Origin of the sequence: Bizionia sp. (assembly GCF_048259285.1) — a bacterium.
Taxonomy (GTDB): Bacteria; Bacteroidota; Bacteroidia; order Flavobacteriales; family Flavobacteriaceae; genus Algorimicrobium; species Algorimicrobium hallyeonense.
In genome coordinates this window covers 1-21336 of sequence record NZ_JBLXHU010000035.1, presented here as the reverse complement: position 1 = coordinate 21336, position 21336 = coordinate 1, and the positions used below count along the sequence as shown (strand labels likewise).

Below are 21336 nucleotides of genomic sequence, written 5' to 3'. Positions count from 1 at the left end.
CCATTACCAATTATTATTTACCATTAGGCGTGGCACCAAACTTCCTTATTAACGGAAAATTACACACCATTCCTATGGCTATTGAGGAAAGTTCAGTAGTTGCAGCAGCAAGTAAAGCGGCTAAATTTTGGCTGGAGAGAGGTGGTTTTAAGGCAACCGTTTTATCAACTACTAAAATTGGTCAGGTACATTTTATGTTTCCTGGAAATCCGGAAACACTCCAATCATTTTTTGAACAGGTAAAATCTAAATTATTGGCAGACGCCAAATCCATTACTCAAAACATGGAAAAACGTGGTGGTGGTATTTTAGATATTGAACTCCGTAATAAAACATCCCATTTATCTGGCTATTACCAACTTCACGCTACGTTTGAAACCTTGGATGCCATGGGAGCAAATTTCATAAATTCCTGTTTGGAGCAATTTGCAACAACTTTTAAACGTGAAGTTTTGCTCTATCCCGGTTTTAACGACGCTGAAAAGCAAATTGAAATCGTCATGAGTATTCTCTCTAATTATGTTCCAAACTGTTTAGTGCGTGCGGAAGTATCTTGTCCTGTTTACAATTTATCAGATGATAAAAATATTGATTCAGAAGCCTTTGCACAAAAATTTATTCAAGCTGTTAAGATTGCCGAAATTGAACCGTATCGTGCGGTAACCCATAATAAAGGTATTATGAATGGTATTGATGCCGTTGTATTGGCAACTGGTAATGATTTTCGTGCTGTGGAAGCTGGTGTTCATGCGTATGCATCGCGCGATGGGCAGTACCGAAGTTTAACACATGCTAAAATTGAAAATGGCATATTTACCTTTTGGATGGAAATCCCTTTAGCATTAGGAACCGTTGGTGGACTTACAGGTTTACATCCTTTGGTGAAATTTGCCATGGAATTATTACACAAACCTAACGCTCAAGAACTCATGCAAATAGTAGCTGTGGCTGGATTAGCACAGAATTTTGCCGCACTGCGGTCTTTAACAACAACAGGTATCCAGGAAGGACATATGAAAATGCATTTAATGAATATCTTAAATCAGTTTGATGCGACTCCAGATGAGAAAACACAGATAATCCATCATTTTAAAAACCATGTGGTAACCCATAGCGCGGTAGTAGAAGCTATTGAGAATATACGAAAATAAGCGAAATTGAAATTGCCCAAAAAAGATAAAACACAAAGCATGACACGTTTTTATAGCAATGGTAAATTATTATTAACTGGCGAATACGTGGTTTTAGATGGTGCGCTTTCACTTGCTTTACCTACTAAATACGGGCAATCGTTATTTGTAAAACCTATTGAAGCACATAGTATTCTATGGAAAAGTAAAGATGAAAAAGGAAGGATTTGGTTTGAAGACAGCTTTACTATTTCTGAAAATCGCATCAATGGTAACAACCGAAATAATCCTATTTCAGAGCGATTAATTCAGATTCTTCAAGAAACAAGAACTTTAAATCCAAAATTTTTAAATTCAGGTTATATTGTTGAAAGCCATTTAACATTCTCAAGAAATTGGGGACTTGGCTCTTCTTCTACCTTACTGAATAATATAGCCAATTGGGCCCAAGTAAATCCATATCAACTATTGGATAAAACCTTTGGAGGCAGTGGTTATGATATAGCTTGTGCACAGCATGACACAGCCATAACCTATCAATTACAGAATAAAAACAGGGACGTAAACCCCGTTCAGTTTAATCCAACATTTAAGGAACATTTGTATTTTGTGTATTTAAACCAAAAGCAAAACAGTCGGGATGGTATAGCTAATTACAGGCAAGCAGCTAAAAGCAATTCAAATGCTATTTTAGAAATAAATACGATTACCAATCAGATGATTGTTTGTGAAACCATTTCAGAATTCAATCTACTATTGAATACTCATGAAGAAATTATTTCTAAACTAATTCAACAACCAACCGTTAAAGCGCGTTTGTTTTCAGACTTTCCTGGCGCATTAAAAAGCCTTGGTGCTTGGGGTGGCGATTTTATTTTGGTGTCTTCTACTGAAAATCCAGAACCCTATTTTAAGGCGAAAGGCTATCAGACAATTATTAAGTATCAAGATTTGATTTTATAATTAAATCAGTATTCACAAAGCGTTTTACATTCAAATTTATTTTTTTAAAGGACTATAAGTAATTGAAACCTGTGCAGTTTGATGAGTAACATGAATATGATGCTTCCCATATATCACAACGAGATTCTATATAAAAACAAAAAAGGCTTTACAATGTGTAAAGCCTTTTCGTTTTATAAAAATACAGCTAAATTATTGTACCGTTTTAGCTCTATTATCTTCAATTTCAGAAGCCTCCTTAAGCGCAGGGTATAATTTAGAATTTACTGAATTAACTTTAGATACTTGCACTTGATTTGCAAGTCCTTGGTAATTATCTAATTCTGCAGCTGGCGTTAGTTTTTCAACGCGAACCATGTACATCCCTTTTTCACCTTCAATTAATTTAGACGTTTCACCCTCTTTCATTCCAAAAGCATAACCAACAACTTTTGGCTCATTTCCTGCTCCTGAAATAGTTGGTGTTTTCATATTAATTGCTAATGCCGAACGTACTGATGTGTTTTCAGCTTTTGCTAAATCTTCTAATGTTGTTGCAGAAACTCTACTTCTAATTTGCTCTGCTTTCTTTTGCTTGCGAATTGCTGGTAAGGCTGTAACTGAAGCGTCTTCAGATTTCATTAAACCAGCTTTGTTTTTAGCTACTAACTGAACAATTGCATAACCACCTGGCACATTGAAACGCTTGTAATCTCCTACTTCCGTAGCTTCCTCAAAAGCCCAACGTGTAATAGCGCGTTGATTTCCTAAACCTGGGATAGTTTCATCCAATACTTTAATCGTATTTACTGGACGCACAACATAATCCTTTTCTTTAGCCAAATCTGTAAAATCACCTTTTTCTAAACTAATTTCAAAGTTAGAGGCATTTCTAAATACATTATTAACTGTTTGTTCTGATGGCTCAATTTTTCTAGCAATTGTTCCAATTTTAACAGCACGTTGTTTGTTTTTCTGACCTAAAATTTCAATTACATGAAAACCGAAATCCGATTTTACAACACCTACTGTACCTTCTTCGTTTTCAAACGTGAAATCTCTAAATTCAGGAACCATAGCATTGTAAGTAAACCAATCTAAAACTCCTTCTTTTTCATTACTTACTGTATCAGCAGAAAAATCTAACAATGATACAAACTTATCCTTATCTGCTTTTATAACCGCCATTAAACTATCAGCTGTTTTTTTAGCTTCAACTTCTGTTTGTGTAGTTGTTTCAGTTTGCGAACGAGATCCTACAAAAGGAATTAAAATATGTCTGGCTTTAACCGAATCCGGCAATTGGGTTACGGCTATCATTTTAGTTAATTTAACTAAACCATTATCTTTATAAGGCCCGTAAACATCACCAACGTTTAAATTGAAAATATCTTCTGCAACGGCTTCAGGTAAAGCTGACTTTAAAATAAAACGATTATCAAACTTCACTTCAGAATTTGCAATAAAGTTGATGTAGTTCTCATTGTTTTTAACTTTTGAGAATGCTTGAATTGTATCTGTTCTCCCATTTACAAATTCAGCACGATCTGTTTTGTACTTGGAAATTTCATTTTCTAATTCCTGAATATCTTCTACAGATGCTTCTTCTTTAAATTGAACATACTGTAAATCTCTAGATTCTTCTACTTCGTATTGTTTTCTGTGATTTTTCATGTACGTTTCAATTTCTGCTTTAGAAACTGTAATTGTACTATCTGCTATTGAAGAAAAAGGAACTTGAACAAATTTAATATCGGCATTATCTCCTTCTAATTTGTGTTGTAATTTACCTTCAGCAAGCGTTCCAATCATACCAGCTTTAACCATGTTAAAGTAGTTTTGTTGCAATGCATTTACAGAAATAGAATTTTCATAGTCAATCCATTGTTGATATGCTGCGGCAGACGTTGCTTTTAAATTAGCAATGTATTCTGTTAGTTTATTATCATCAAAAAGTCCAGCTTCATTTTGAAAATCTGGATTTGAGGCCAAATTAGTACGTAAAATATCACGCATTTGATCTCTTTCAACAGTTATTCCTAATTTTTCAAATTGGTTTTCCAGTACAGCATTACGAACTTCCTGTTCCCAAACACGGTTCATTATTTGCGTTTGTGTAGCTTGACCACCCATTTGTTGAGTTGCACTTTCTACTTTCATTAAAAAATCCTCACGTGTAATATCTTTACCATTTATGGTAGCAACAATGTTTTGAGATTTTGCTGAAAGCGCATCACTGTTTCTGAATAAATCTGATAATACGAATGAAAATAATGCTAATGCAATTATTAATATCAGGAATAGTGAGCGTTGTCTAATTTTATTTAAAACTGCCATCTGTCATTTAAATTTTTTACGATATAGTGCGCGAAAATACCATTTTCTATTTAATAATAAAAGGAGAATTTCGCATTAATTATTTTAATTGTCGGGAAATTAGTCTTCTTCAAGAATTTTAAGTTTGACTAAATCGATTTTTGTGTTAGAAACTTCTAAAATAGTAAACTGAAAGTCTTCCATTATAACCACTTCATCTTTCTCTGGAATACCTTCGGTAAAATCTACAATTAAACCTCCTAAAGTCTCGTAGTTCTCACTATCTGGGAGATTAATTTTATAAGTTTCATTCAGGTAATCCACCTCAAATCTTGCCGAAAAAATATAGTTTTCGTCATCAATTTTCTCTTCTGTTAATACAACGGTATCGTGTTCGTCTTCAATTTCTCCAAAGAGTTCTTCAACAATGTCTTCAACGGTCATAATTCCAGAGGTACCACCATATTCATCCAAAACAACAGCAATACTCTTACGTTTTTTAATTAAAACACTTAAAACATCTTTAATCAACATGGTTTCTGGCACAAATTCAACAGGCCTTATTATGGATTTAAGTGTTTTTGGTTTTTTAAATAGTTCAAAAGAATGGGCATATCCTATTATTTCATCAATGTTCCCTTTATAAACTAGTATTTTTGTAATTCCTGTATCGGTAAATTTCCCGTTAATAGTTTTCAGTGATTCAGTAACATCAACCGCAATAATCTCTGTTCTAGGCACCATGACTTCGCGTGCTTTTACTTCCGAAAACTCCAAAGCATTTTGAAATATTTGAATCTCGGTATCCACATCATCATGCGGTTCTGCCGATTCCATTTGCTCACTAATATAATGACCGAGTTCTATTTTGGTAAATGCCAGTTGCACTTGATCACCTTCAGTTTTAAAGAATTTTTTAAGAACAAAATCGGTTATCCAAATAATAAAATCGCTTATCCATGAAAATAGCACATAAAATATATAAGCTGGTATTGCCAATAATTTAAGCAAGGAATTGGCATAAATTTGAAAAAATACTTTCGGCAAAAATTCTGCTGTAATTAATATAATAAGGGTTGAAATAACCGTTTGGGTTAGCAGACTAAAATCTACCAATAAGTAATTTAAAATAGCGGAATTGGAATTAGACAGTGCTAGCATATCTTGAAACCATGCCACCAACAAATCACCCATAAAAAACCCGTAAACTACCAAAGCAATATTATTACCAATAAGCATGGTAGCAATAAACTTGGAAGGTTTTACCGTTAATTTAGATAATATTTTAGCCAGTAATCCACTTTGCTTTTTTTCAATTTCAATGTGAATTTTATTAGAAGACACATAGGCAATTTCCATACCTGAAAAGAAGGCAGAAAGGATTAAGGATGCAATTATAATAATGACATCTGGATTCATAGGCTATTTGCGGTCTCTTTCTTCAAAGCGTTTATTGAATTTTTTTCTAAAGAAAAACATAAAAATAGCGGCAGCGGCTAATAGAATGGATGCATAATCTATGTACTCATTTTCCATATATTTTTGCGCAGCTACATAAATAAATAGAATAGCAAAAATTAAATAGGCGTACTGAAAAAATTTAAAGATTTTCATCTTGATAGGTTTGAATTGTTTATTAAAAACAAAGGTAAATAAAAAAACCTCATGCGTTTAAAATTCATGAGGTTTCCGTTATATATTTAATAATGTGCTATTCGTTGACCGTAATAACACCTTCTTTTGATTCGATAAGTTGCCCTTCGGTAAATTCCACATTGGAATCGAATATATTCCCTTTCAAAATATTTCCTTTGGATTTAAATTTAACAGGTTGATTTGTAAATAACCATTCTCTATTCTGATCATAATACAACTGTTCTGCAAACAAGGTATCATTATCCGGAGATGCCAGTACCACGTTCCCTTGCATATCAATCAGCCCCGTTTTATCATAAACAATGGCATAATCTGCTGTAATGGTACTTTTCTGATTGTTTTCGTCAAACAAATCCAATTCAACCGCATCTGGGAATTCTGAAAATGGAAAATCTCTATTAGAAAAGTCTAACATTTTAGGACTGCGTAAAAGGGCCGTTACACGACCGGAATCTGTATATTTTAAATTCATATTTTCGGCAATACCAATGGGTGCATTTTCCGAAATACCAATTTTTTTAACGTCCTCAAAATTATTTTTACAAGAAAAAACCATAGTCAAAGCAATGGCTAAGACTATGGTTTTATGTATATGTTTTATTAAAACAGTCATTAAATTTTTGGTACGGTAATCGTTCTACCAATCCAGCAACCTACATTAATTTGTTTTCCTGACATATTCTCTTGGAAAATCTCTGATTTTTGTGGGGCTTTAGCTCTATAACTAGTTGCTGTTTGTGCAGCTGCACTTTTTAATGTTGGATCTACGCGACCAGCTTTTTCAGCTTCGTCAGCAGCTAACCAAAACACAGCACGCTTGTTAAAGTTACTATCTCCACAATCGTTAGCACTTGCATTATACATAGATGCAATACGTAAGTGAGGACGACCATTTGAAGGGTTTAACCTTAAAGATTTCATATAGTACTCACGAGCACTTCCATAACGCCCTTTATTTTTAAGTTTGTCACCAATTCTTTCATTAAGTCTCGCTTTTTTGAAATTATCGGTTTCTAAACCTACAGCTTGCTCATAAAACGCTAAAGCTTCATTTACTTTTCCTTCTTTATCTTTTAAGATCCCTAAATAGTAAGCTGAATTAGCCGAAGGGCTTATTTCATGATATGCGTTTACTAATTTAAAGAACATTGGATCGTCTGTACATTCTTTTTCAGACATTTTTCCTGCTGCACGTTGTAACCACAGTGCGTTAGCTTTATTATCTTCAAAGCCTTTTTCGTATAGTGGAATTAAGTTTTCACAGTTTGCACGATCTCCTAATTTCTTATCCACCGCACTTGATACTTGATCATAAGCTTTTAAATAACTTTCGTAAGATCTTTGGTAACTAGATTCTTTTCTAGTTAAAGCTGTTCCCGCTTCTTCTTTTTCAATGATAACATTTAATTTCTCTGAATAATTACCAACTTCTGTTTGAATTTTTTCAGCAACATCATCATATTTATCAAATAATTCCGCAGCAGTTTTAGACTGCGCATCATATAAATCTACCATTAAAGAAAAATACGTGTATAATGATTTAGGGTTTGTAAAATTTTCTTTATCCGCATTAAAAGCGGCATCAAAACAATTATATAGTTCTAAATCTGACAAACCTAAAACGTCTCGGTTATCATATTGTAACTGACAAGATTTTGTTTGAAACTCACCAACTGGCGAATCACTTGCAAAGTTAGCTTGGCGTTCTTCGTATAGTTTAGATAAATCTTTGATAAAGTTTACCTTTTCTGCGCCTGAAGCTTTATCAATTTTATGTTCTAAAATGTCAGCGCCTTGACTATAAATGGCTTTGTGCAATTTTGGACAATTAGTACGGACATACATCCAAGGCTCATAAGCAGCATCATAATTTTTTGCTTTTGCATACTCAGAAAATATGGATAGTTTCGTCATACATTCCTCGTTCTGTTGCGCATGGGCAACTTGAAATCCTAAAAATAGCACTACTGCTAATAATGTGATTTTCGTTTTCATAATATTCATGGTAAAAGTGTTAATCATATCTTCTTTTTTGGAACCATCTATCGTTTAAGGATAAACTTAAACTAACATTAAAATAGTTCTCTTGTATTAAATTATTATTTGTTGTTCCACGCTTTCCGTATTCAAAGCCAATGTTAGCATTTGAGAAGAAATCGTTTCCTACAGGTAATCCTAATCCAAAAGACATGCCAAACTCATCAATGGAGGTGTTATTAATGTTCAGCCCAGACGATTCAAAGCGCAATCCAGCCCTGTAAACCACTCGACTTAAGTAACTTGAAAAAGAATTATACTTTGGAATAATAAATCCACCTAGTGCTAAAGTTGAGCTGTTTGAATAGTCAACTCCTGTATATCCATACAGTTCATTTTTAAAATTTTTAGTGTTTTGGAACGTATATTCAGCACCAACAAACCAAATTCTTGGTTGTCCAATACCGGCTCCAAAAGATATTTTTGAAGGTAAAACAAACTCCGTTTCCTCTAAACCTTGTGCGGCTAAATCAGCATCTATAGTATCAACAGGGAATTCAATATTGGTGGCGGGATTGAAGAGAATAGTACCAAAAGACCGTTCGTTACGTGATTTTAATCTGGTTTCTGGTGTAAAAGTGAAACCGGATTGTAGTTCTAGATCATCAGTAACCATAGCTTTATAGGTCAGTCCAAAGTTAAGACTAATACCACTTAAATCTGATCGGTTTGTTTCTTGCGATTGATATTGTAGAATGGTACCATCATCTGGATCATAATCAAAAACAATCGTGCTATTTTTAATATTTCCGAAGTTATAATTAACATCTACACCAACACTAAAGTTTTTATTAATGTAGTAACCAGCGGATAGATATGTTCTGTTTACACCACCTTCACCTCGAAAACGTTCATTTAAACTTAAATCGTTATTTCTAGTTTCTAATTTATAACCAACCGATGTATATGGAATTAAACCAAAACCAACACCAAGTCTACCAAGTGGAATACTCATAGATAGGTAATCGAAAGTTGATGATTTTAAGTTATCTTCACCAGAATCACTTTTAAGCTTTAATCGGGAATGTGATCCTGCTACCGAAAATATTACAGGTCTATTTTCGTTACCGTAAACAGCTAAATTTTTACTTCCGTAAGCTGCTGGGTTTTTTAGGTTAAGGTGAATACTATCTGTATAGATGCTTATGCCCCCCATACTCCTGTTTTCAACGGTACCTTTAAATTTCAAGCTCCCAATTCCATAAAAGGAATAAGGTGAAGCTGTACCATCTTGCGCATAACTTTTAATTGCAAATACAGCAATAAAAACTAATACCAGTTTTTTAATCATTCGTTTGAATTATATTGTAAAATGTGGTTTAAACCTTCTAATAAGAAATTAGAATGGGCAAATATGCTACTTTTTAATTGTTTAGACAAAAAATTAGTGTCTCCTCCTGTTAAAATAACTGTTAAATCTGAAAATTTTTCTTTATAAGTTTGAATCACACCATCAATTTCAAATAAAACGCCATGAACAACACCAGAATGAATGGCTGAATTTGTGGTATTACCAATTATCATTTTCGGCTTCTCTTTAGTTAATAACGGTAAATTGGCTGTTAAATTATTTAAAGATGTATAGCGCAATCTAATCCCTGGCGAAATGGCACCTCCTAGGTACTGATTTTGATTCGTAATAAAATCATAAGTAATACAGGTACCTGCATCCATTATTAATGTATTTTGATATGGGTATTTTTTAACTGCAGCACTAACCAATGCCATCCTGTCCACCCCTAATGTTTGTGGTGTTTTATAATCATTTATAAATGGCAACGGTGTTTCTGCGTTTAAAACTAAAACATGCAGTCGTTTTTTAATAGTTTCTAATTGCAAATTAGACAACAATCCAACCGATGACACGATGGACTTATTGATTTCAGGATATTTTTTTAGAAGGTTTTCAAAATTATTTTCAAACTCCTCTAATGAGCACGTTATTTTTTCAATAAGCTCATCCGCTTGAAATACAGCTATTTTCACGGATGTATTGCCAACATCTATTATTAAATTCATAGGATAATTTAAGGATGTAAAAATACAAAACGATTTTTTATAAATTTTCTTTTGGTGAATAATAAAAACAAGTTATATTTGCAACCGCATTTAGCGCTGGTGCCTTAGCTCAGTTGGTAGAGCAAAGGACTGAAAATCCTTGTGTCCCTGGTTCGATTCCTGGAGGCACCACCACCAAAACCCAATCTGAAAAGGTTGGGTTTTTTGGTTTTTAGCATACCATACGACACATTAAAAACTAGCCTTACCCAAAAATTCCATTAATCTATTAACGCATAATCAGTAAACGCGTTTTTACAAAACTTCCTATCCAAAAAACCTTTTAAATATTATTTCTTTTGGAATGCTCCTTATCATTAATTAATTTTTATCTTGGTTTCATTTAGATTATGCCCAAAATCATGATATCAAATTTCTTTAAAACACTAATGTTTTGCACTGTTATTAGCACAACAATTTCCTATAGCCAATCCTTTAACTCTAGTTTTGAGGAGGAAATTTTTGAATCTTATAAAAAGGATTCTATTAATTACGATTTTTTTAAAAGTATGTTTGCCATTGATTCTTTAGCGAACAACAATTTGGTTTTAAAATATCAAGATAGAGTCAATAGCCTTCTTAAAACTTTTCCCGAGAAGGAAAGTAAAGCAAAAAAAGAGCAAAAAAGAATCAAATTTATCTACGATGAAATTCACAGTACTTTTTTTAATAAATATTCATTAAATTCATATTTCAACGATTTATTTGAAGATGGAACCTATAATTGCGTAACTGCATCTGCACTATACGCCTATGTTTTTGACGAACTAAATATTCCTTATCACGTTAAGGAAACACCTACGCATGTTTTTTTAATTGCCTATCCAGAAACTTATAAAATTTATCTTGAAACTACTGTTCCTGGAGAATATGGCTTTATTGTCCCTAAAGAGTCTGAAGTAATAAAAATAATTGATGAACTCATTAGCTACAAGCTCGTAACAAAAGACGAGGTTCTTGAAAAAGGCTACATGAAATTTTATGAAGATCTGTATTATGGCCGTGAGTATATTAATAAAAACGCATTAATTGGTATGCAATATTACAATAGAGGTTTAACGTATTTAGATACCGAAGATTATAACAAGGCCATAAATAACTTAAGAAAGTCTAAAATATTTTTCTCCTCACCCCTTATTAAGCCTATTATAAAAACAATCATGTTTGACAAAATAAATGATTTAGAATTTAATTCATTTGAGGATATCGATTATTTATTAGAACTAATAGAAATTGCCAATTATCCAGAGGACTACTCCTTAAAAAATTTGGAATCGTCCTTATTTAAAATAATTAATCATGATGATAACACAAATAAATTTATTGAGGCTTCTATAGAAAAATTCAACACCATCAAGGTGGAAGAGGTTAGAAATACAGCATTAGAGTTTTTATATGAATATTTAGCAAAGCAAGCAGGTACAGATGAAAACCTGGAAGATGCTTTAAAATATAGTGACCAGATTATAAATTTGAATCCAAATAGTAAAATAGCCCAAAGAATTATTGAGTATGTCTGTTTTAGAAAAATTGCTTTATCTACATTTAATAAAGAAACCCTTAGCGAGTTTAAAAAGAACATTATCAAATACCCTTTTTTAAAATCTAACAATCGTTATTATTTAGCATTAGCGCATTTATATGGAAACATTTCATTAGATAGCTTTGTTAATAAGGACATTGAAGGTGCTCATCAATACCTTAAAAAGCTAGAAAATTTATTAGACAATAATGACATCATTAATGAAGTTAGTAAAAAACTCATATCAGATGTATACACTAAAGCGGGAAACTATTATTATTATAAAGAGCAACACAAATCAGCTTATGCTATTTACAGCAAAGGACTAACCTACGCACCAAATGACAATGAATTAAACAAAAGAGCCAAATGGTCAAAAGATGAATTATAAAACTCACTTCTGCTTAACCAAATAGCATTACAAATTAATGCGGCAACTTATCTTTAAGCACGCCATATACGTACGTACCTAAAATAGCCGAAGCAATAACCACCAAGATTGGCCAATAACCTGCACCTACCAAAACATACATAGGTCCAGGACAAGCTCCCGCCAATGCCCAACCTAATCCAAAAAGTGTTCCACCAATTAGGTAACGCTTAAAGCCACTTTCTTTTGCTTCAAACTGAAGCGTTTTACCGTAAAACGATTTAATTTTGAAGCGTTTTATAACAAACGTCATCAACAAACCTAGACTTAATGCCACACCTATAATGCCATACATGTGAAAAGACTGGAATTGAAACATTTCAAAAATACGAAACCATGACGCCGCTTCCGATTTAAACATGGTGATTCCAAAAATCACACCTATTACTAAATATATACCTGTTCTCATTATTTAAAAAATTAAAGGGAATAATACATGAACCATTATCAAGCCTCCTAAAAAGAAACCTATAACCGTAATTAATGAAGGTAATTGTAAGTTACTCAAACCAGAAATAGCGTGACCAGAAGTACAACCGCCAGCATAACGCGCTCCAAATCCGACTAAAAAACCACCAATAATTAAAACTAACAATCCTTTGACATCCGTAAAAACATCATTTCCAAACAATTCCGTTGGCATATAACTGGTTCCAGCACTATCAAACCCTAAAGCATTTAAGTCTGCGACGGTTTGATTACTGATAGCCACGGCATCGTTAGGTGATAAATATTCCGAAGCAATAAAGCCGCCAATGACAGCTCCAATAACCACAACTAAATTCCAACGTTGGGATTTCCAATCGAAATCGAAAAAATCTGTACGCTTTCCAGCACCTACCATACTACAAATTGTACGCAGGTTAGAGGACATTCCGAAGCGTTTATCTACCATAATGAGGAGAAACATTACTAATGCAATCATAAAGCCAGAGAAATACCAAGGCCAAGGTTCAAGGAAAAATGCCATGTTTTGTGTTTATTTTTTGCAAATAAACAGATAAATATTCAGGAAATTAAATCCTTTGTAACATTCGTTACAGACTTTGTTAGTTCACAAAACTAACTTTGCACCTATTTGTATTTTCTTCAGTAACTTTGCTAAACAATAAACGGCTATGTGGAATTATATTAACGCTTTTAAGGATGCCATTCTAGGAACTTTAAATTGGACTTGGAATTCTATTATTTTCGAAGTGCCTTGGTACACTAATTATTTTTGGGGATTAATTGTTATTTCGCTATTAGTTTGGGGATTAGAAATTTTATTTCCATGGCGAAAAAACCAGGCTATTTTTAGAAAAGATTTCTGGTTAGACGCGTTTTATATGTTTTTCAACTTCTTTATTTTCGCTATTATTATTAGTGGTGTTTATCGTTTTTTAGAAGTCGCTTTTGCAGATTTAGGTATTTCCATGACTAGTTTAGCATTAATAGACATAAGTCTTTGGCCAATGTGGTTACAGTTACTCGTATTCTTTATCGTTTTAGATTTTGTTCAATGGTTTACACATGTTTTACTACATCGTTTTGAAGTGCTTTGGCGTTTTCATCAAGTGCACCATAGCGTAAAAGAAATGGGCTTTGCTGCACATTTGCGCTACCATTGGATGGAGAATATTTTATACAAGCCATTAAAAGTTTTTGGTGTAATGATTTTGGGTGGCTTTGAACCTGAACAAGCTTACATAGTGCATTTTATTGCTATTTCTATTGGTCATTTTAATCATTCAAATATTAAAATTACCTATGGTCCGTTAAAGTATATTTTGAATAATCCAGTAATGCATTTATACCACCATGCTTATAATTTACCCGAAGGCAAACAATTTGGTATGAATTACGGAATTAGCTTAAGTGTTTGGGATTATATGTTTAAAACAAATTATATTCCTGAAGATAGTGGTAACGTTGAATTAGGCTATGAAGGTGATGACACCATGCCAAACACGTTTATAGGACAGATGAAATATGGTTTCTCTAAAAAGGAAAAACAAGTTTAATTACTTTTTTAGAAACTTAATAAACAATTCGCTATCCTCACGACTTGCCACAGAGTTATAACTAGTCTCAAATATATCGAATTCAAAATACGGTTTAAAGTACGTAATATATTCCGCTTTAGAACCCCCAAATGGTGGTCTTTCCGTAAACAACGGTTTATCAAATAATAAACCAACTAACTTTCCATTCGGGTTTAACAAACTGTGCATTTTTTTAGCGTACGCTTCGCGAAGGTTTGGATTTAATGCACAAAAAAAGGTTTGTTCAATAATTATATCGAAGGTTTCATTCATATCAAAAACATTGGTGTGCCGTAAGTTTTCACTTGGAAAACTAGGAACACGGTTTTTAAAATTATCTAATGCTGTTTTTGATAAATCGGCTATACATACATTTTTAAACCCATTTAGAAACAAGTATTCAGCTTCATAGGAATTTCCTGCTCCTGGAATGAGAATTTTAAGCGATGTATCTTTTAACTGATCGAAATATGTTTTAATTGGCAAGGACACCTCGCCTAAATCCCAACCTGTATCTTGGTTCTGATAGCGGGAATCCCAAAACGATTCAGATAAATCCATGAATTACAAATGTGATTGAATTAAAGATACTAAATCGCGTTTAGAAGCTAATCCAGATTGTCGCCATAATTGTTTTCCGTTTTTATAGAGAATAAGCGTTGGTACACCACGAACTTTAAATTGGGCTGCTAATTGCTGGTTTTTATCCACGTCTATTTTTAAAATGGTGACATCTTCACCAAGGCTATCTTTTACGTCTTTTAAAATTGGACTCATAGTTTTACATGGTCCACACCATTCGGCAAAAAAATCGACTAAAACAGGTTTGTCTTTATTTATTATTTCTGAAAATTTACTCATATCTACATTTTATTTATCGAACGAAATACTCCAAATTCCACGTACTTCATTTTCAATATACCCTATGGCTTCATCTTTTGGGTATAAAGCTTTTATACTTTTGTATACTTCTGGCGCTACCGATTTTCCATGACATTGTAAGCACATGGTATTGGTTTCAATTGGATAGTAAAATCTGACGCCGTTTGATGTTTCTTCAACAATAGGATCAGGATTTACACCTAACAAAAAATCTTCTTTAAATTTTGCAATATGCTGAAGCTCTAGCTCATTAGCTTGATTTCTAGGGTTTCTTGGTTTATCAGAAACACGCTTAATTTTGGCATTGTGTTTTACAGCCATACTATCCGTTAGTGGGTAAGCGGCCATATTACAGAATTCTACAGCTGCTAACGTACCTTTTTGTTGAATCGTGCCTATTAAGTTTTTTCCCAAAATGGCTTTCGTGCTTATGGCATATTCCATCCCAATATCTGCGTAAGATTTTTCAGGCTCTATAGTTATTTCTTCTTTAGAAACTTTATTAGTTTCCTCAAATTCAATTTCTGCTTCCTTTAGTTCTGATGTTTCTGAATTTTTACAACTCACAATTACAGCGCACGCAAAAATCAACATATAATATTTACGATTCATGATTTGCCATTTTTCCGGTTGCACAACTTATAAATGACTTGGCTTTAGTTACTACTGAATTAGCCGCATCAATCTCTGGATAGCCTAAAGATTTCAGTTTTTGTTTGGCAGCCACCAAATCTGCTTCAGATGCATAATCAAAGCTCACTTCGTTAGATTCTACTGATACTGACACGTGTTCAACACCTGCAACATCTGCTAATTTAGTTGATACCGTATGGGCACATCCACCACATTTTAAATTTTGAATTTCGAGTGTTGTTTTCATTTTATTTCCAGTTTAAATAACCACCTTTTAAATCATAAATTTCCGTGAATCCCATGGCAGATAATTTGCTCGCCGCTTTTCTACTTCGCGCACCACTTCTGCAATATATATAAAGTGGTTTTTCTTTATTTAATTTTTCAAATTGACTTTCAAAACTAGTTGCAAAAAAATCTATATTCTTCGCATTTTTAATGTGACCAGAATTATATTCGTTTGGGGTTCGAACATCAACTAACTGAACTTTTCCCTTTTCTATTTGTGTTTTGTATTCATCAACAGGTAACACTTTGAGTGCGGCGTTTTGAGCTGTACCGAACAGCATAGATATAAATGACATAAAGATTATAATTTGTTTCATATGTATTCTTAATTCGTTTATAAAATTACAAGGAATATTTAACCCTATACGTAACATTTGTTACTAAAAAAGAGTGGCTAGGACCACTCTTTTAAATATACGGAATTTTTAATAAATTACTTTAACGTAGTTGGACAAACAAAATCTGTTACTGGAATCCCTGCTTCTTTAATTGCAGCAAAACCACCTGCAATTTCTACTAAATTATGAATACCTCGACTCTTTAAAATAGAAGCGGCAATAACACTGCGGTAACCACCAGCGCAATGCACGTAAAATGTATCGTTTTTTGGAAATTCGCTTAAATGATCATTCAAAAAATCTAATGGTGTTAAATGCGCTTCGTTAATGTGAGCCGATGTAAACTCGCCTTCTTTTCTAACATCAAAAACAGGAATAGTATCTTTCTCTAAAATGTCTTTAAATTCGGTTGCAGGAATGGATTTAATAGTATCTGTTTCTTTTCCTGAATTTTTCCAAGCTTCAAAGCCTCCTTTTAAATAGCCCACTGTATAATCAAAACCAACACGAGATAAACGTGTAATAGTTTCTTCTTCTCTGCCTTGTGGCGCAACTAATAGAATTGGTTGTTTTACATCAGCAATTAAGGCTCCTACCCAAGGGGCAAACCCACCATCAATTCCAATAAAAATAGAACGTGGAATATGACCTTTTACATAATCATCTTGATGACGCACATCCAAAATAACAGCTTCAGTTTCATTGGCTGCCGCTTCAAACGCATCTGGCGATAAAGCTTGCGTACCCCGTTTTAAAACCACATCAATATCTTCATATCCGTCTTTATTCATCTGAACATTTAAAGGGAAATATTGTGGTGGTGGCTGTAAACCATCTGTTACTTCTTGTATAAACTCTTCTTTAGTCATATCCGCACGCAAGGCATAATTCGTCTTCTTTTGGTCGCCAATACTACCTACGGTTTCTTTGCTTAAATTTTTTCCACATGCCGATCCTGCACCATGAGCTGGATAAACAATAACATCGTCAGCTAAAGTCATTATTTTGGTGCGTAAGCTTTCAAATAAAATACCTGCTAACTCTTCCTGCGTCATGCTTGCCGCTTTTTGTGCTAAATCTGGTCGACCTACATCACCTAAAAACAGGGTGTCTCCACTAAAAATAGCATAATCTTTTCCGTTCTTATCTTTTAGCAAATAGGTGGTACTTTCCATGGTATGCCCTGGTGTATGCAAAGCTGTAATGGTAATATCGCCTAATGGAAACACTTGGCCATCGGTGGCAATAACAGAATCAAATCCTGTTGATGCGGTTGGGCCAAAAACAATTTTAGCACCACTTTCTTTAGCTAGTGTTACGTGACCACTTACAAAATCAGCATGAAAATGAGTTTCAAAAATATATTTGATTTTAGCGTTATCCTTTTTAGCACGCTCTAAATACGGTTTCACTTCGCGAAGTGGATCAATAATAGCCACTTCACCTTGGCTTTCTATATAGTAAGCACCTTGCGCTAAGCATCCTGTATATATCTGTTCAATTTTCATATTTCTAACTTTTTAATATGTTGCAAATTTACGAATAACTGTTGAAATAGGCAGTAACTAAAGTTACATTACGCCTTTACAAAAAATTCCATGTAGAAGATAAAAATAGCCATGGCAAAGACAAAATAACCAAAGCCTTTTTTAAGTTTTTTACCATCAATAAAGTTACCTAAATAACTTCCTATAAAAATACCAATCAATGAAATAGCTGTAAATGATAATAGAAATTTCCAATCAATTGTCATGGTTAAAGCATCACCTAGAAAAAATCCAGACAAGGCATTCATGGCTATAATAATTAAAGAAGTTGCTACGGCCACTTTTATGTCCACATTAGCCAAAAGTACTAGCGCCGGAATAATCAAAAAACCGCCGCCTGCTCCAATCATACCCGTAATAGCACCTATAAGAAGCCCTTCAATAATAATTAAAGGATAGTTGTAAGACACTTGCGTGTTTTTAGGTTTTAATTTCACATCTCTTAACATGGACAAAGCGGCAGGAATCATTAAAATAGAAAACATTCCGAACATAACCATTCGTCTCGTAAACTCGAAATTGCCTATTGTAAACATAACTTCTGGAAGTGCCGGAATAACAAAATGCCTAACTATTGAAATCCCAATAATTGCTGGAATACCAAAAACAAAAGCTGTTCGCCAATCAACTAAACCTTTTTTATGCTGTTTTAAACCACCAACTAAAGCGCTAACACCTACTACAAATAAAGAATATGCTGTAGCCACTTTTTCATTAACTAAAAATAAATAGGCCAAAGCTGGAACTGCCAAAATGGATCCACCACCACCAATTAGTCCTAATACAACACCAATTAGCAAAGCACTTATATAGCCAAAAATTTCTAATACTTCCATGGAATGGGTTTCAATTTACTAACGCAAATATATCCTTTTATTTAAACCGAGTTTGTAACCCAGGCTACATAGCTTGCTATTCTTTGTTTAGGATTATATAATTTCGGTTTAGCTGAACCTTCCCCATATTTTCTAGTTTTTTAAGTAATCGGGAAACAACCACACGGGAGGTATTCAATTCATAAGCTATGTCCTGATGCGTGCTATATATAGTATAATCTTCTGAAACACGCGCTTTTTCGTTGAGATATTTTAGCAATCGTGCATCCATTTTCAAAAAAGCTATACTATCAATAGTATCTAACATTTCATTTAATCGGCTATGATAACTTTCAAAAACAAAATTTCTCCAACTTTTATATTTAGAGGACCATTCTTCCATTTTCTCGATTGGAATCATAATCAATCTCGCATCTGTTTCTGCAATGGCACGAATTTCACTTTTGGTACGTCCTAAACAACAGGTTAAAGTCATAGCACAAGTATCTCCCTTTTCTAAAAAATAAAGTAATAACTCATCACCATCATTATCTTGCCTTAAAATTTTTATAGCTCCTGTGATTAGTAAAGGCATGGATTTAACATACGATCCTATTTCAATAAGTACGTCATCTTGTTTAACTTCCTTTAAAAAACCAACCTGATTTATTTCATCAAGCAAGTCTTTTTCAAAAAAATGACCATAATTATTAGTTAACTCTTCTAACATAAAATGAAATTTTTCAAGTCGCAATATAGCCTTTTTTAATGTGTTTAATAATCTAGAATAAGCCGTTGTTTTATGTAATCTTTAATATATTTCTTCGACATAAAACCGTACATTTCAATTTTACGTAACTATTTATATACACAACACATTATGCAGAAAACATATTACGACCCAGCAGACCTTAAAAAATTCGGTAAAATTTCCGAATGGAACGAAGAATTAGGTGCTAAATTTTTTGATTACTATGGAAAAGTTTTTGAGGAAGGCGCACTTTCTGAACGTGAAAAATCACTCATTGCGCTGGCTGTAGCACATACCGTTCAATGTCCGTATTGTATTGACGCATATACTGGAGACGGCTTGCAACGCGGGATAACTAAAGAAGAAATGATGGAAGCTTTGCATGTAGCTGCTGCCATAAGAGGTGGTGCATCTTTAGTGCATGGCGTGCAAATGATGAACAAAGTAAATAAATTAGATATGTGAGCAGAGAACCAATTTTGAATTTCAAAATTGTGTGAAGCGCTCATCCCGATACACATCGGGATCTTTTTTAAATTAATAAGAATACTTTAAACCTTAACATGATTAAATCCTTAAAGCAACAAGAAAACGCCCTGGCAGACAGCAAACGCCAATTGGAAATACTCGCCAATGGTATTTTTAAAACTGGTGAATTACCAACTTTCAAAAATAAAATAGCTGAAAGCAACCAGTTTCCTTTACAAGCTAAAAAACTAGAAATCCTTCAAATTAATGTGGGCTATATGTGCAACCAAGTTTGTACGCATTGCCACGTGGATGCTGGTCCAGACAGAAAGGAAATCATGACCAAGGAAACCATGCTGCAATGTCTAGAAGTTATAAAAAACACGGGAGCACACACCTTGGATTTAACAGGAGGCGCCCCTGAAATGAACCCAAATTTCCGTTGGTTTGTTGAGGAAGCCGCTAAAGCTGGGGTAACCGATTTTATAGTGCGATCCAATTTAACCATTATCCGAGCCAACAAAAAGTATTATGATTTACCAGAGTTTTTTAAAAAGCATAATGTACATGTAGTAAGCTCTATGCCACATTGGACAAAAGGTAAAACGGACAAACAACGTGGGGATGGTGTTTTTGCAAAATCTATAAAAGCGTTACAAGAATTAAATGCGGTTGGTTACGGCATGCCAGACAGCAATTTACGTTTAGATTTAGTCTATAATCCGTCTGGAGCTTTTTTACCAGGCAACCAAGCAGCCATGGAAAAAGATTTTAAAAAGGCGCTTTTAGAAGATTTTGATATTCAGTTTCATAATTTATTTGCCATTACCAATTTACCTATTGCGCGATTTTTAGATTATTTAATTGCCTCCGAAAATTACGAGGATTATATGTATAGTTTAGTGGAAGCTTATAATCCCTCGGCTGTTAAAAATGTAATGTGTACCAATACACTTTCCATTAGTTGGGATGGCTATTTATATGATTGTGATTTTAACCAAATGTTAAATCTACCGGTTAATAGTTCGGTTAAACATATTTCAGAATATAATGAGGATTTACTAGAAGGTAGAAACATTATGATATCTCAACACTGTTACGGATGCACAGCAGGTGCAGGCAGTAGCTGCCAAGGTAGCGTCGTGGATTAGAATTGATAATAGCCCATTATGATAAAAAAAGTCACTTATTTATTATTGTTTTTTTTAACCGTTCAAACCAGTTTGGCTCAAGATTCTTTGTCCCAGTTGTTAAAGCGGTATAACACGAAAAACATTCCTTATATTTCAGTTCAAGAGTTGGCCATGCCAAAAACCAATTACAAAATTTTAGATGCACGTGAACCCAATGAATACCAAGTAAGTCATTTAAATAACGCCATATTTGTTGGATATAAAGATTTTAAAATTGAAACTGTTTTAAACGAAATTCCGAATAAAAAAGACACGATAGTTGTTTATTGCTCTTTAGGAATTCGCTCTGAAGCAATTTCTAAAAAG

Annotated in this window: 24 protein-coding genes and 1 tRNA gene; 8 read left to right on the top strand and 17 right to left on the bottom strand. The window is 33.6% G+C overall.

What is annotated here, in order from left to right:
* Together ACN0QX_RS13065 and ACN0QX_RS13060 are read left to right on the top strand one after the other, a co-directional pair.
* Nucleotides 1–1151: hydroxymethylglutaryl-CoA reductase, degradative (locus tag ACN0QX_RS13065; protein WP_417197551.1), on the top strand; the 1151-nt coding region annotated here is incomplete at its 5' end.
* 39 nt (nt 1152–1190) lie between these two features.
* Entirely contained in the window at nt 1191–2093 is a 903-nt protein-coding gene (locus ACN0QX_RS13060) for a GYDIA family GHMP kinase (protein ID WP_417197549.1), read from the top strand.
* Between the two features lie 192 nt (nt 2094–2285).
* On the opposite strand, the gene ACN0QX_RS13055 is transcribed toward ACN0QX_RS13060, so the two are convergent.
* The 7 genes from ACN0QX_RS13055 to ACN0QX_RS13025 all read right to left on the bottom strand — a co-directional run bounded on the left by ACN0QX_RS13055 (nt 2286) and on the right by ACN0QX_RS13025 (nt 10100).
* Nucleotides 2286–4409: a peptidylprolyl isomerase gene (locus tag ACN0QX_RS13055; protein WP_417197547.1), complete on the bottom strand. Its 2124-nt coding sequence runs from the start codon at nt 4407–4409 to the stop codon at nt 2286–2288.
* Between the two features lie 99 nt (nt 4410–4508).
* Entirely contained in the window at nt 4509–5807 is a 1299-nt protein-coding gene (locus tag ACN0QX_RS13050) for a hemolysin family protein (protein WP_248395886.1), read from the bottom strand.
* 3 nt (nt 5808–5810) lie between these two features.
* A complete protein-coding gene (locus ACN0QX_RS13045) occupies nt 5811–6002 on the bottom strand; it encodes a hypothetical protein (protein WP_248395889.1) in 192 nt (63 codons plus the stop codon).
* Between the two features lie 97 nt (nt 6003–6099).
* On the bottom strand, nt 6100–6657 hold the full coding sequence (gene lptC, locus ACN0QX_RS13040) for an LPS export ABC transporter periplasmic protein LptC (RefSeq protein WP_417197544.1): 558 nt from the start codon (nt 6655–6657) through the stop codon (nt 6100–6102).
* Nucleotides 6657–8039, bottom strand: a complete 1383-nt coding sequence (locus ACN0QX_RS13035; RefSeq protein WP_248395891.1) for a tetratricopeptide repeat protein — start codon at nt 8037–8039, stop codon at nt 6657–6659. Before ACN0QX_RS13035 ends, lptC begins: the two co-directional genes overlap by 1 nt.
* 19 nt (nt 8040–8058) lie before the next feature.
* Nucleotides 8059–9372 carry a hypothetical protein gene (locus ACN0QX_RS13030; RefSeq protein WP_417197542.1) on the bottom strand — a complete coding sequence of 438 codons (1314 nt, stop codon included), beginning with the start codon at nt 9370–9372 and terminating at the stop codon, nt 8059–8061.
* Nucleotides 9369–10100: a type III pantothenate kinase gene (locus ACN0QX_RS13025; protein ID WP_417197540.1), complete on the bottom strand. Its 732-nt coding sequence runs from the start codon at nt 10098–10100 to the stop codon at nt 9369–9371. Before ACN0QX_RS13025 ends, ACN0QX_RS13030 begins: the two co-directional genes overlap by 4 nt.
* A gap of 98 nt (nt 10101–10198) precedes the next feature.
* Between ACN0QX_RS13025 and ACN0QX_RS13020 the strand changes: the two genes are divergently transcribed.
* Together ACN0QX_RS13020 and ACN0QX_RS13015 are read left to right on the top strand one after the other, a co-directional pair.
* A tRNA-Phe gene (locus tag ACN0QX_RS13020) sits at nt 10199–10274 on the top strand.
* Between the two features lie 254 nt (nt 10275–10528).
* Nucleotides 10529–12052: a hypothetical protein gene (locus ACN0QX_RS13015; RefSeq protein WP_417197538.1), complete on the top strand. Its 1524-nt coding sequence runs from the start codon at nt 10529–10531 to the stop codon at nt 12050–12052.
* Between the two features lie 34 nt (nt 12053–12086).
* On the opposite strand, the gene ACN0QX_RS13010 is transcribed toward ACN0QX_RS13015, so the two are convergent.
* Nucleotides 12087–12500 (bottom strand): DUF6691 family protein, encoded by a 414-nt coding sequence (locus tag ACN0QX_RS13010; RefSeq protein WP_066252407.1) that lies wholly within the window; start codon nt 12498–12500, stop codon nt 12087–12089.
* A 3-nt stretch (nt 12501–12503) separates the two neighbouring features.
* A complete protein-coding gene (locus ACN0QX_RS13005) occupies nt 12504–13061 on the bottom strand; it encodes a YeeE/YedE family protein (RefSeq protein ID WP_417197536.1) in 558 nt (185 codons plus the stop codon).
* A gap of 148 nt (nt 13062–13209) precedes the next feature.
* On the opposite strand from ACN0QX_RS13005, the gene ACN0QX_RS13000 reads away from it, so the two are divergent.
* The gene (locus ACN0QX_RS13000) at nt 13210–14094 is read left to right on the top strand and encodes a sterol desaturase family protein (RefSeq protein WP_417197534.1); all 885 of its coding nucleotides are present in this window, start codon (nt 13210–13212) and stop codon (nt 14092–14094) included.
* Here the strand turns inward: ACN0QX_RS13000 and ACN0QX_RS12995 are convergent, their stop codons facing one another.
* The 8 genes from ACN0QX_RS12995 to ACN0QX_RS12960 all read right to left on the bottom strand — a co-directional run bounded on the left by ACN0QX_RS12995 (nt 14095) and on the right by ACN0QX_RS12960 (nt 19348).
* Nucleotides 14095–14676 (bottom strand): methyltransferase domain-containing protein, encoded by a 582-nt coding sequence (locus ACN0QX_RS12995; protein WP_417197532.1) that lies wholly within the window; start codon nt 14674–14676, stop codon nt 14095–14097.
* A gap of 3 nt (nt 14677–14679) precedes the next feature.
* On the bottom strand, nt 14680–14976 hold the full coding sequence (gene trxA / locus ACN0QX_RS12990; protein WP_248395903.1) for a thioredoxin: 297 nt from the start codon (nt 14974–14976) through the stop codon (nt 14680–14682).
* A gap of 9 nt (nt 14977–14985) precedes the next feature.
* Nucleotides 14986–15609: a Tll0287-like domain-containing protein gene (locus ACN0QX_RS12985; protein WP_417197530.1), complete on the bottom strand. Its 624-nt coding sequence runs from the start codon at nt 15607–15609 to the stop codon at nt 14986–14988.
* A complete protein-coding gene (locus ACN0QX_RS12980) occupies nt 15599–15877 on the bottom strand; it encodes a heavy-metal-associated domain-containing protein (RefSeq protein WP_248395905.1) in 279 nt (92 codons plus the stop codon). Before ACN0QX_RS12980 ends, ACN0QX_RS12985 begins: the two co-directional genes overlap by 11 nt.
* Before the next feature lies 1 nt (nt 15878).
* Complete coding sequence (locus tag ACN0QX_RS12975) at nt 15879–16235, bottom strand: rhodanese-like domain-containing protein (RefSeq protein WP_248395906.1); 357 nt, start codon at nt 16233–16235, stop codon at nt 15879–15881.
* A 116-nt stretch (nt 16236–16351) separates the two neighbouring features.
* Nucleotides 16352–17764: an MBL fold metallo-hydrolase gene (locus ACN0QX_RS12970; RefSeq protein WP_248395907.1), complete on the bottom strand. Its 1413-nt coding sequence runs from the start codon at nt 17762–17764 to the stop codon at nt 16352–16354.
* Nucleotides 17765–17832: 68 nt separating this feature from the next.
* Nucleotides 17833–18639 carry a sulfite exporter TauE/SafE family protein gene (locus tag ACN0QX_RS12965; RefSeq protein WP_417197527.1) on the bottom strand — a complete coding sequence of 269 codons (807 nt, stop codon included), beginning with the start codon at nt 18637–18639 and terminating at the stop codon, nt 17833–17835.
* A 76-nt stretch (nt 18640–18715) separates the two neighbouring features.
* Nucleotides 18716–19348: a Crp/Fnr family transcriptional regulator gene (locus tag ACN0QX_RS12960; RefSeq protein WP_248395910.1), complete on the bottom strand. Its 633-nt coding sequence runs from the start codon at nt 19346–19348 to the stop codon at nt 18716–18718.
* A 150-nt stretch (nt 19349–19498) separates the two neighbouring features.
* Between ACN0QX_RS12960 and ACN0QX_RS12955 the strand changes: the two genes are divergently transcribed.
* From ACN0QX_RS12955 to ACN0QX_RS12945, 3 genes are all read left to right on the top strand, one after another.
* Nucleotides 19499–19834 carry an arsenosugar biosynthesis-associated peroxidase-like protein gene (locus ACN0QX_RS12955; RefSeq protein ID WP_248395912.1) on the top strand — a complete coding sequence of 112 codons (336 nt, stop codon included), beginning with the start codon at nt 19499–19501 and terminating at the stop codon, nt 19832–19834.
* Nucleotides 19835–19932: 98 nt separating this feature from the next.
* Nucleotides 19933–20988: an arsenosugar biosynthesis radical SAM (seleno)protein ArsS gene (gene arsS / locus ACN0QX_RS12950; protein WP_376857971.1), complete on the top strand. Its 1056-nt coding sequence runs from the start codon at nt 19933–19935 to the stop codon at nt 20986–20988.
* Between the two features lie 18 nt (nt 20989–21006).
* The coding region (locus tag ACN0QX_RS12945) for a rhodanese-like domain-containing protein (protein ID WP_417197524.1) at nt 21007–21336 on the top strand (330 nt) is incomplete at its 3' end.

Bases quoted from the DNA above. Each gene is read 5' to 3' on its own strand.
- ACN0QX_RS13060 (WP_417197549.1), top strand. From the start codon at position 1,191: ATGACACGTTTTTATAGCAATGGTAAATTATTATTAACTGGCGAATAC.
- ACN0QX_RS13055 (WP_417197547.1), bottom strand. From the start codon at position 4,409: ATGGCAGTTTTAAATAAAATTAGACAACGCTCACTATTCCTGATATTA.
- ACN0QX_RS13050 (WP_248395886.1), bottom strand. From the start codon at position 5,807: ATGAATCCAGATGTCATTATTATAATTGCATCCTTAATCCTTTCTGCC.
- ACN0QX_RS13045 (WP_248395889.1), bottom strand. From the start codon at position 6,002: ATGAAAATCTTTAAATTTTTTCAGTACGCCTATTTAATTTTTGCTATT.
- lptC (WP_417197544.1), bottom strand. From the start codon at position 6,657: ATGACTGTTTTAATAAAACATATACATAAAACCATAGTCTTAGCCATT.
- ACN0QX_RS13035 (WP_248395891.1), bottom strand. From the start codon at position 8,039: ATGAAAACGAAAATCACATTATTAGCAGTAGTGCTATTTTTAGGATTT.
- ACN0QX_RS13030 (WP_417197542.1), bottom strand. From the start codon at position 9,372: ATGATTAAAAAACTGGTATTAGTTTTTATTGCTGTATTTGCAATTAAA.
- ACN0QX_RS13025 (WP_417197540.1), bottom strand. From the start codon at position 10,100: ATGAATTTAATAATAGATGTTGGCAATACATCCGTGAAAATAGCTGTA.
- ACN0QX_RS13015 (WP_417197538.1), top strand. From the start codon at position 10,529: ATGTTTTGCACTGTTATTAGCACAACAATTTCCTATAGCCAATCCTTT.
- ACN0QX_RS13010 (WP_066252407.1), bottom strand. From the start codon at position 12,500: ATGAGAACAGGTATATATTTAGTAATAGGTGTGATTTTTGGAATCACC.
- ACN0QX_RS13005 (WP_417197536.1), bottom strand. From the start codon at position 13,061: ATGGCATTTTTCCTTGAACCTTGGCCTTGGTATTTCTCTGGCTTTATG.
- ACN0QX_RS13000 (WP_417197534.1), top strand. From the start codon at position 13,210: ATGTGGAATTATATTAACGCTTTTAAGGATGCCATTCTAGGAACTTTA.
- ACN0QX_RS12995 (WP_417197532.1), bottom strand. From the start codon at position 14,676: ATGGATTTATCTGAATCGTTTTGGGATTCCCGCTATCAGAACCAAGAT.
- trxA (WP_248395903.1), bottom strand. From the start codon at position 14,976: ATGAGTAAATTTTCAGAAATAATAAATAAAGACAAACCTGTTTTAGTC.
- ACN0QX_RS12985 (WP_417197530.1), bottom strand. From the start codon at position 15,609: ATGAATCGTAAATATTATATGTTGATTTTTGCGTGCGCTGTAATTGTG.
- ACN0QX_RS12980 (WP_248395905.1), bottom strand. From the start codon at position 15,877: ATGAAAACAACACTCGAAATTCAAAATTTAAAATGTGGTGGATGTGCC.
- ACN0QX_RS12975 (WP_248395906.1), bottom strand. From the start codon at position 16,235: ATGAAACAAATTATAATCTTTATGTCATTTATATCTATGCTGTTCGGT.
- ACN0QX_RS12970 (WP_248395907.1), bottom strand. From the start codon at position 17,764: ATGAAAATTGAACAGATATATACAGGATGCTTAGCGCAAGGTGCTTAC.
- ACN0QX_RS12965 (WP_417197527.1), bottom strand. From the start codon at position 18,639: ATGGAAGTATTAGAAATTTTTGGCTATATAAGTGCTTTGCTAATTGGT.
- ACN0QX_RS12960 (WP_248395910.1), bottom strand. From the start codon at position 19,348: ATGTTAGAAGAGTTAACTAATAATTATGGTCATTTTTTTGAAAAAGAC.
- ACN0QX_RS12955 (WP_248395912.1), top strand. From the start codon at position 19,499: ATGCAGAAAACATATTACGACCCAGCAGACCTTAAAAAATTCGGTAAA.
- arsS (WP_376857971.1), top strand. From the start codon at position 19,933: ATGATTAAATCCTTAAAGCAACAAGAAAACGCCCTGGCAGACAGCAAA.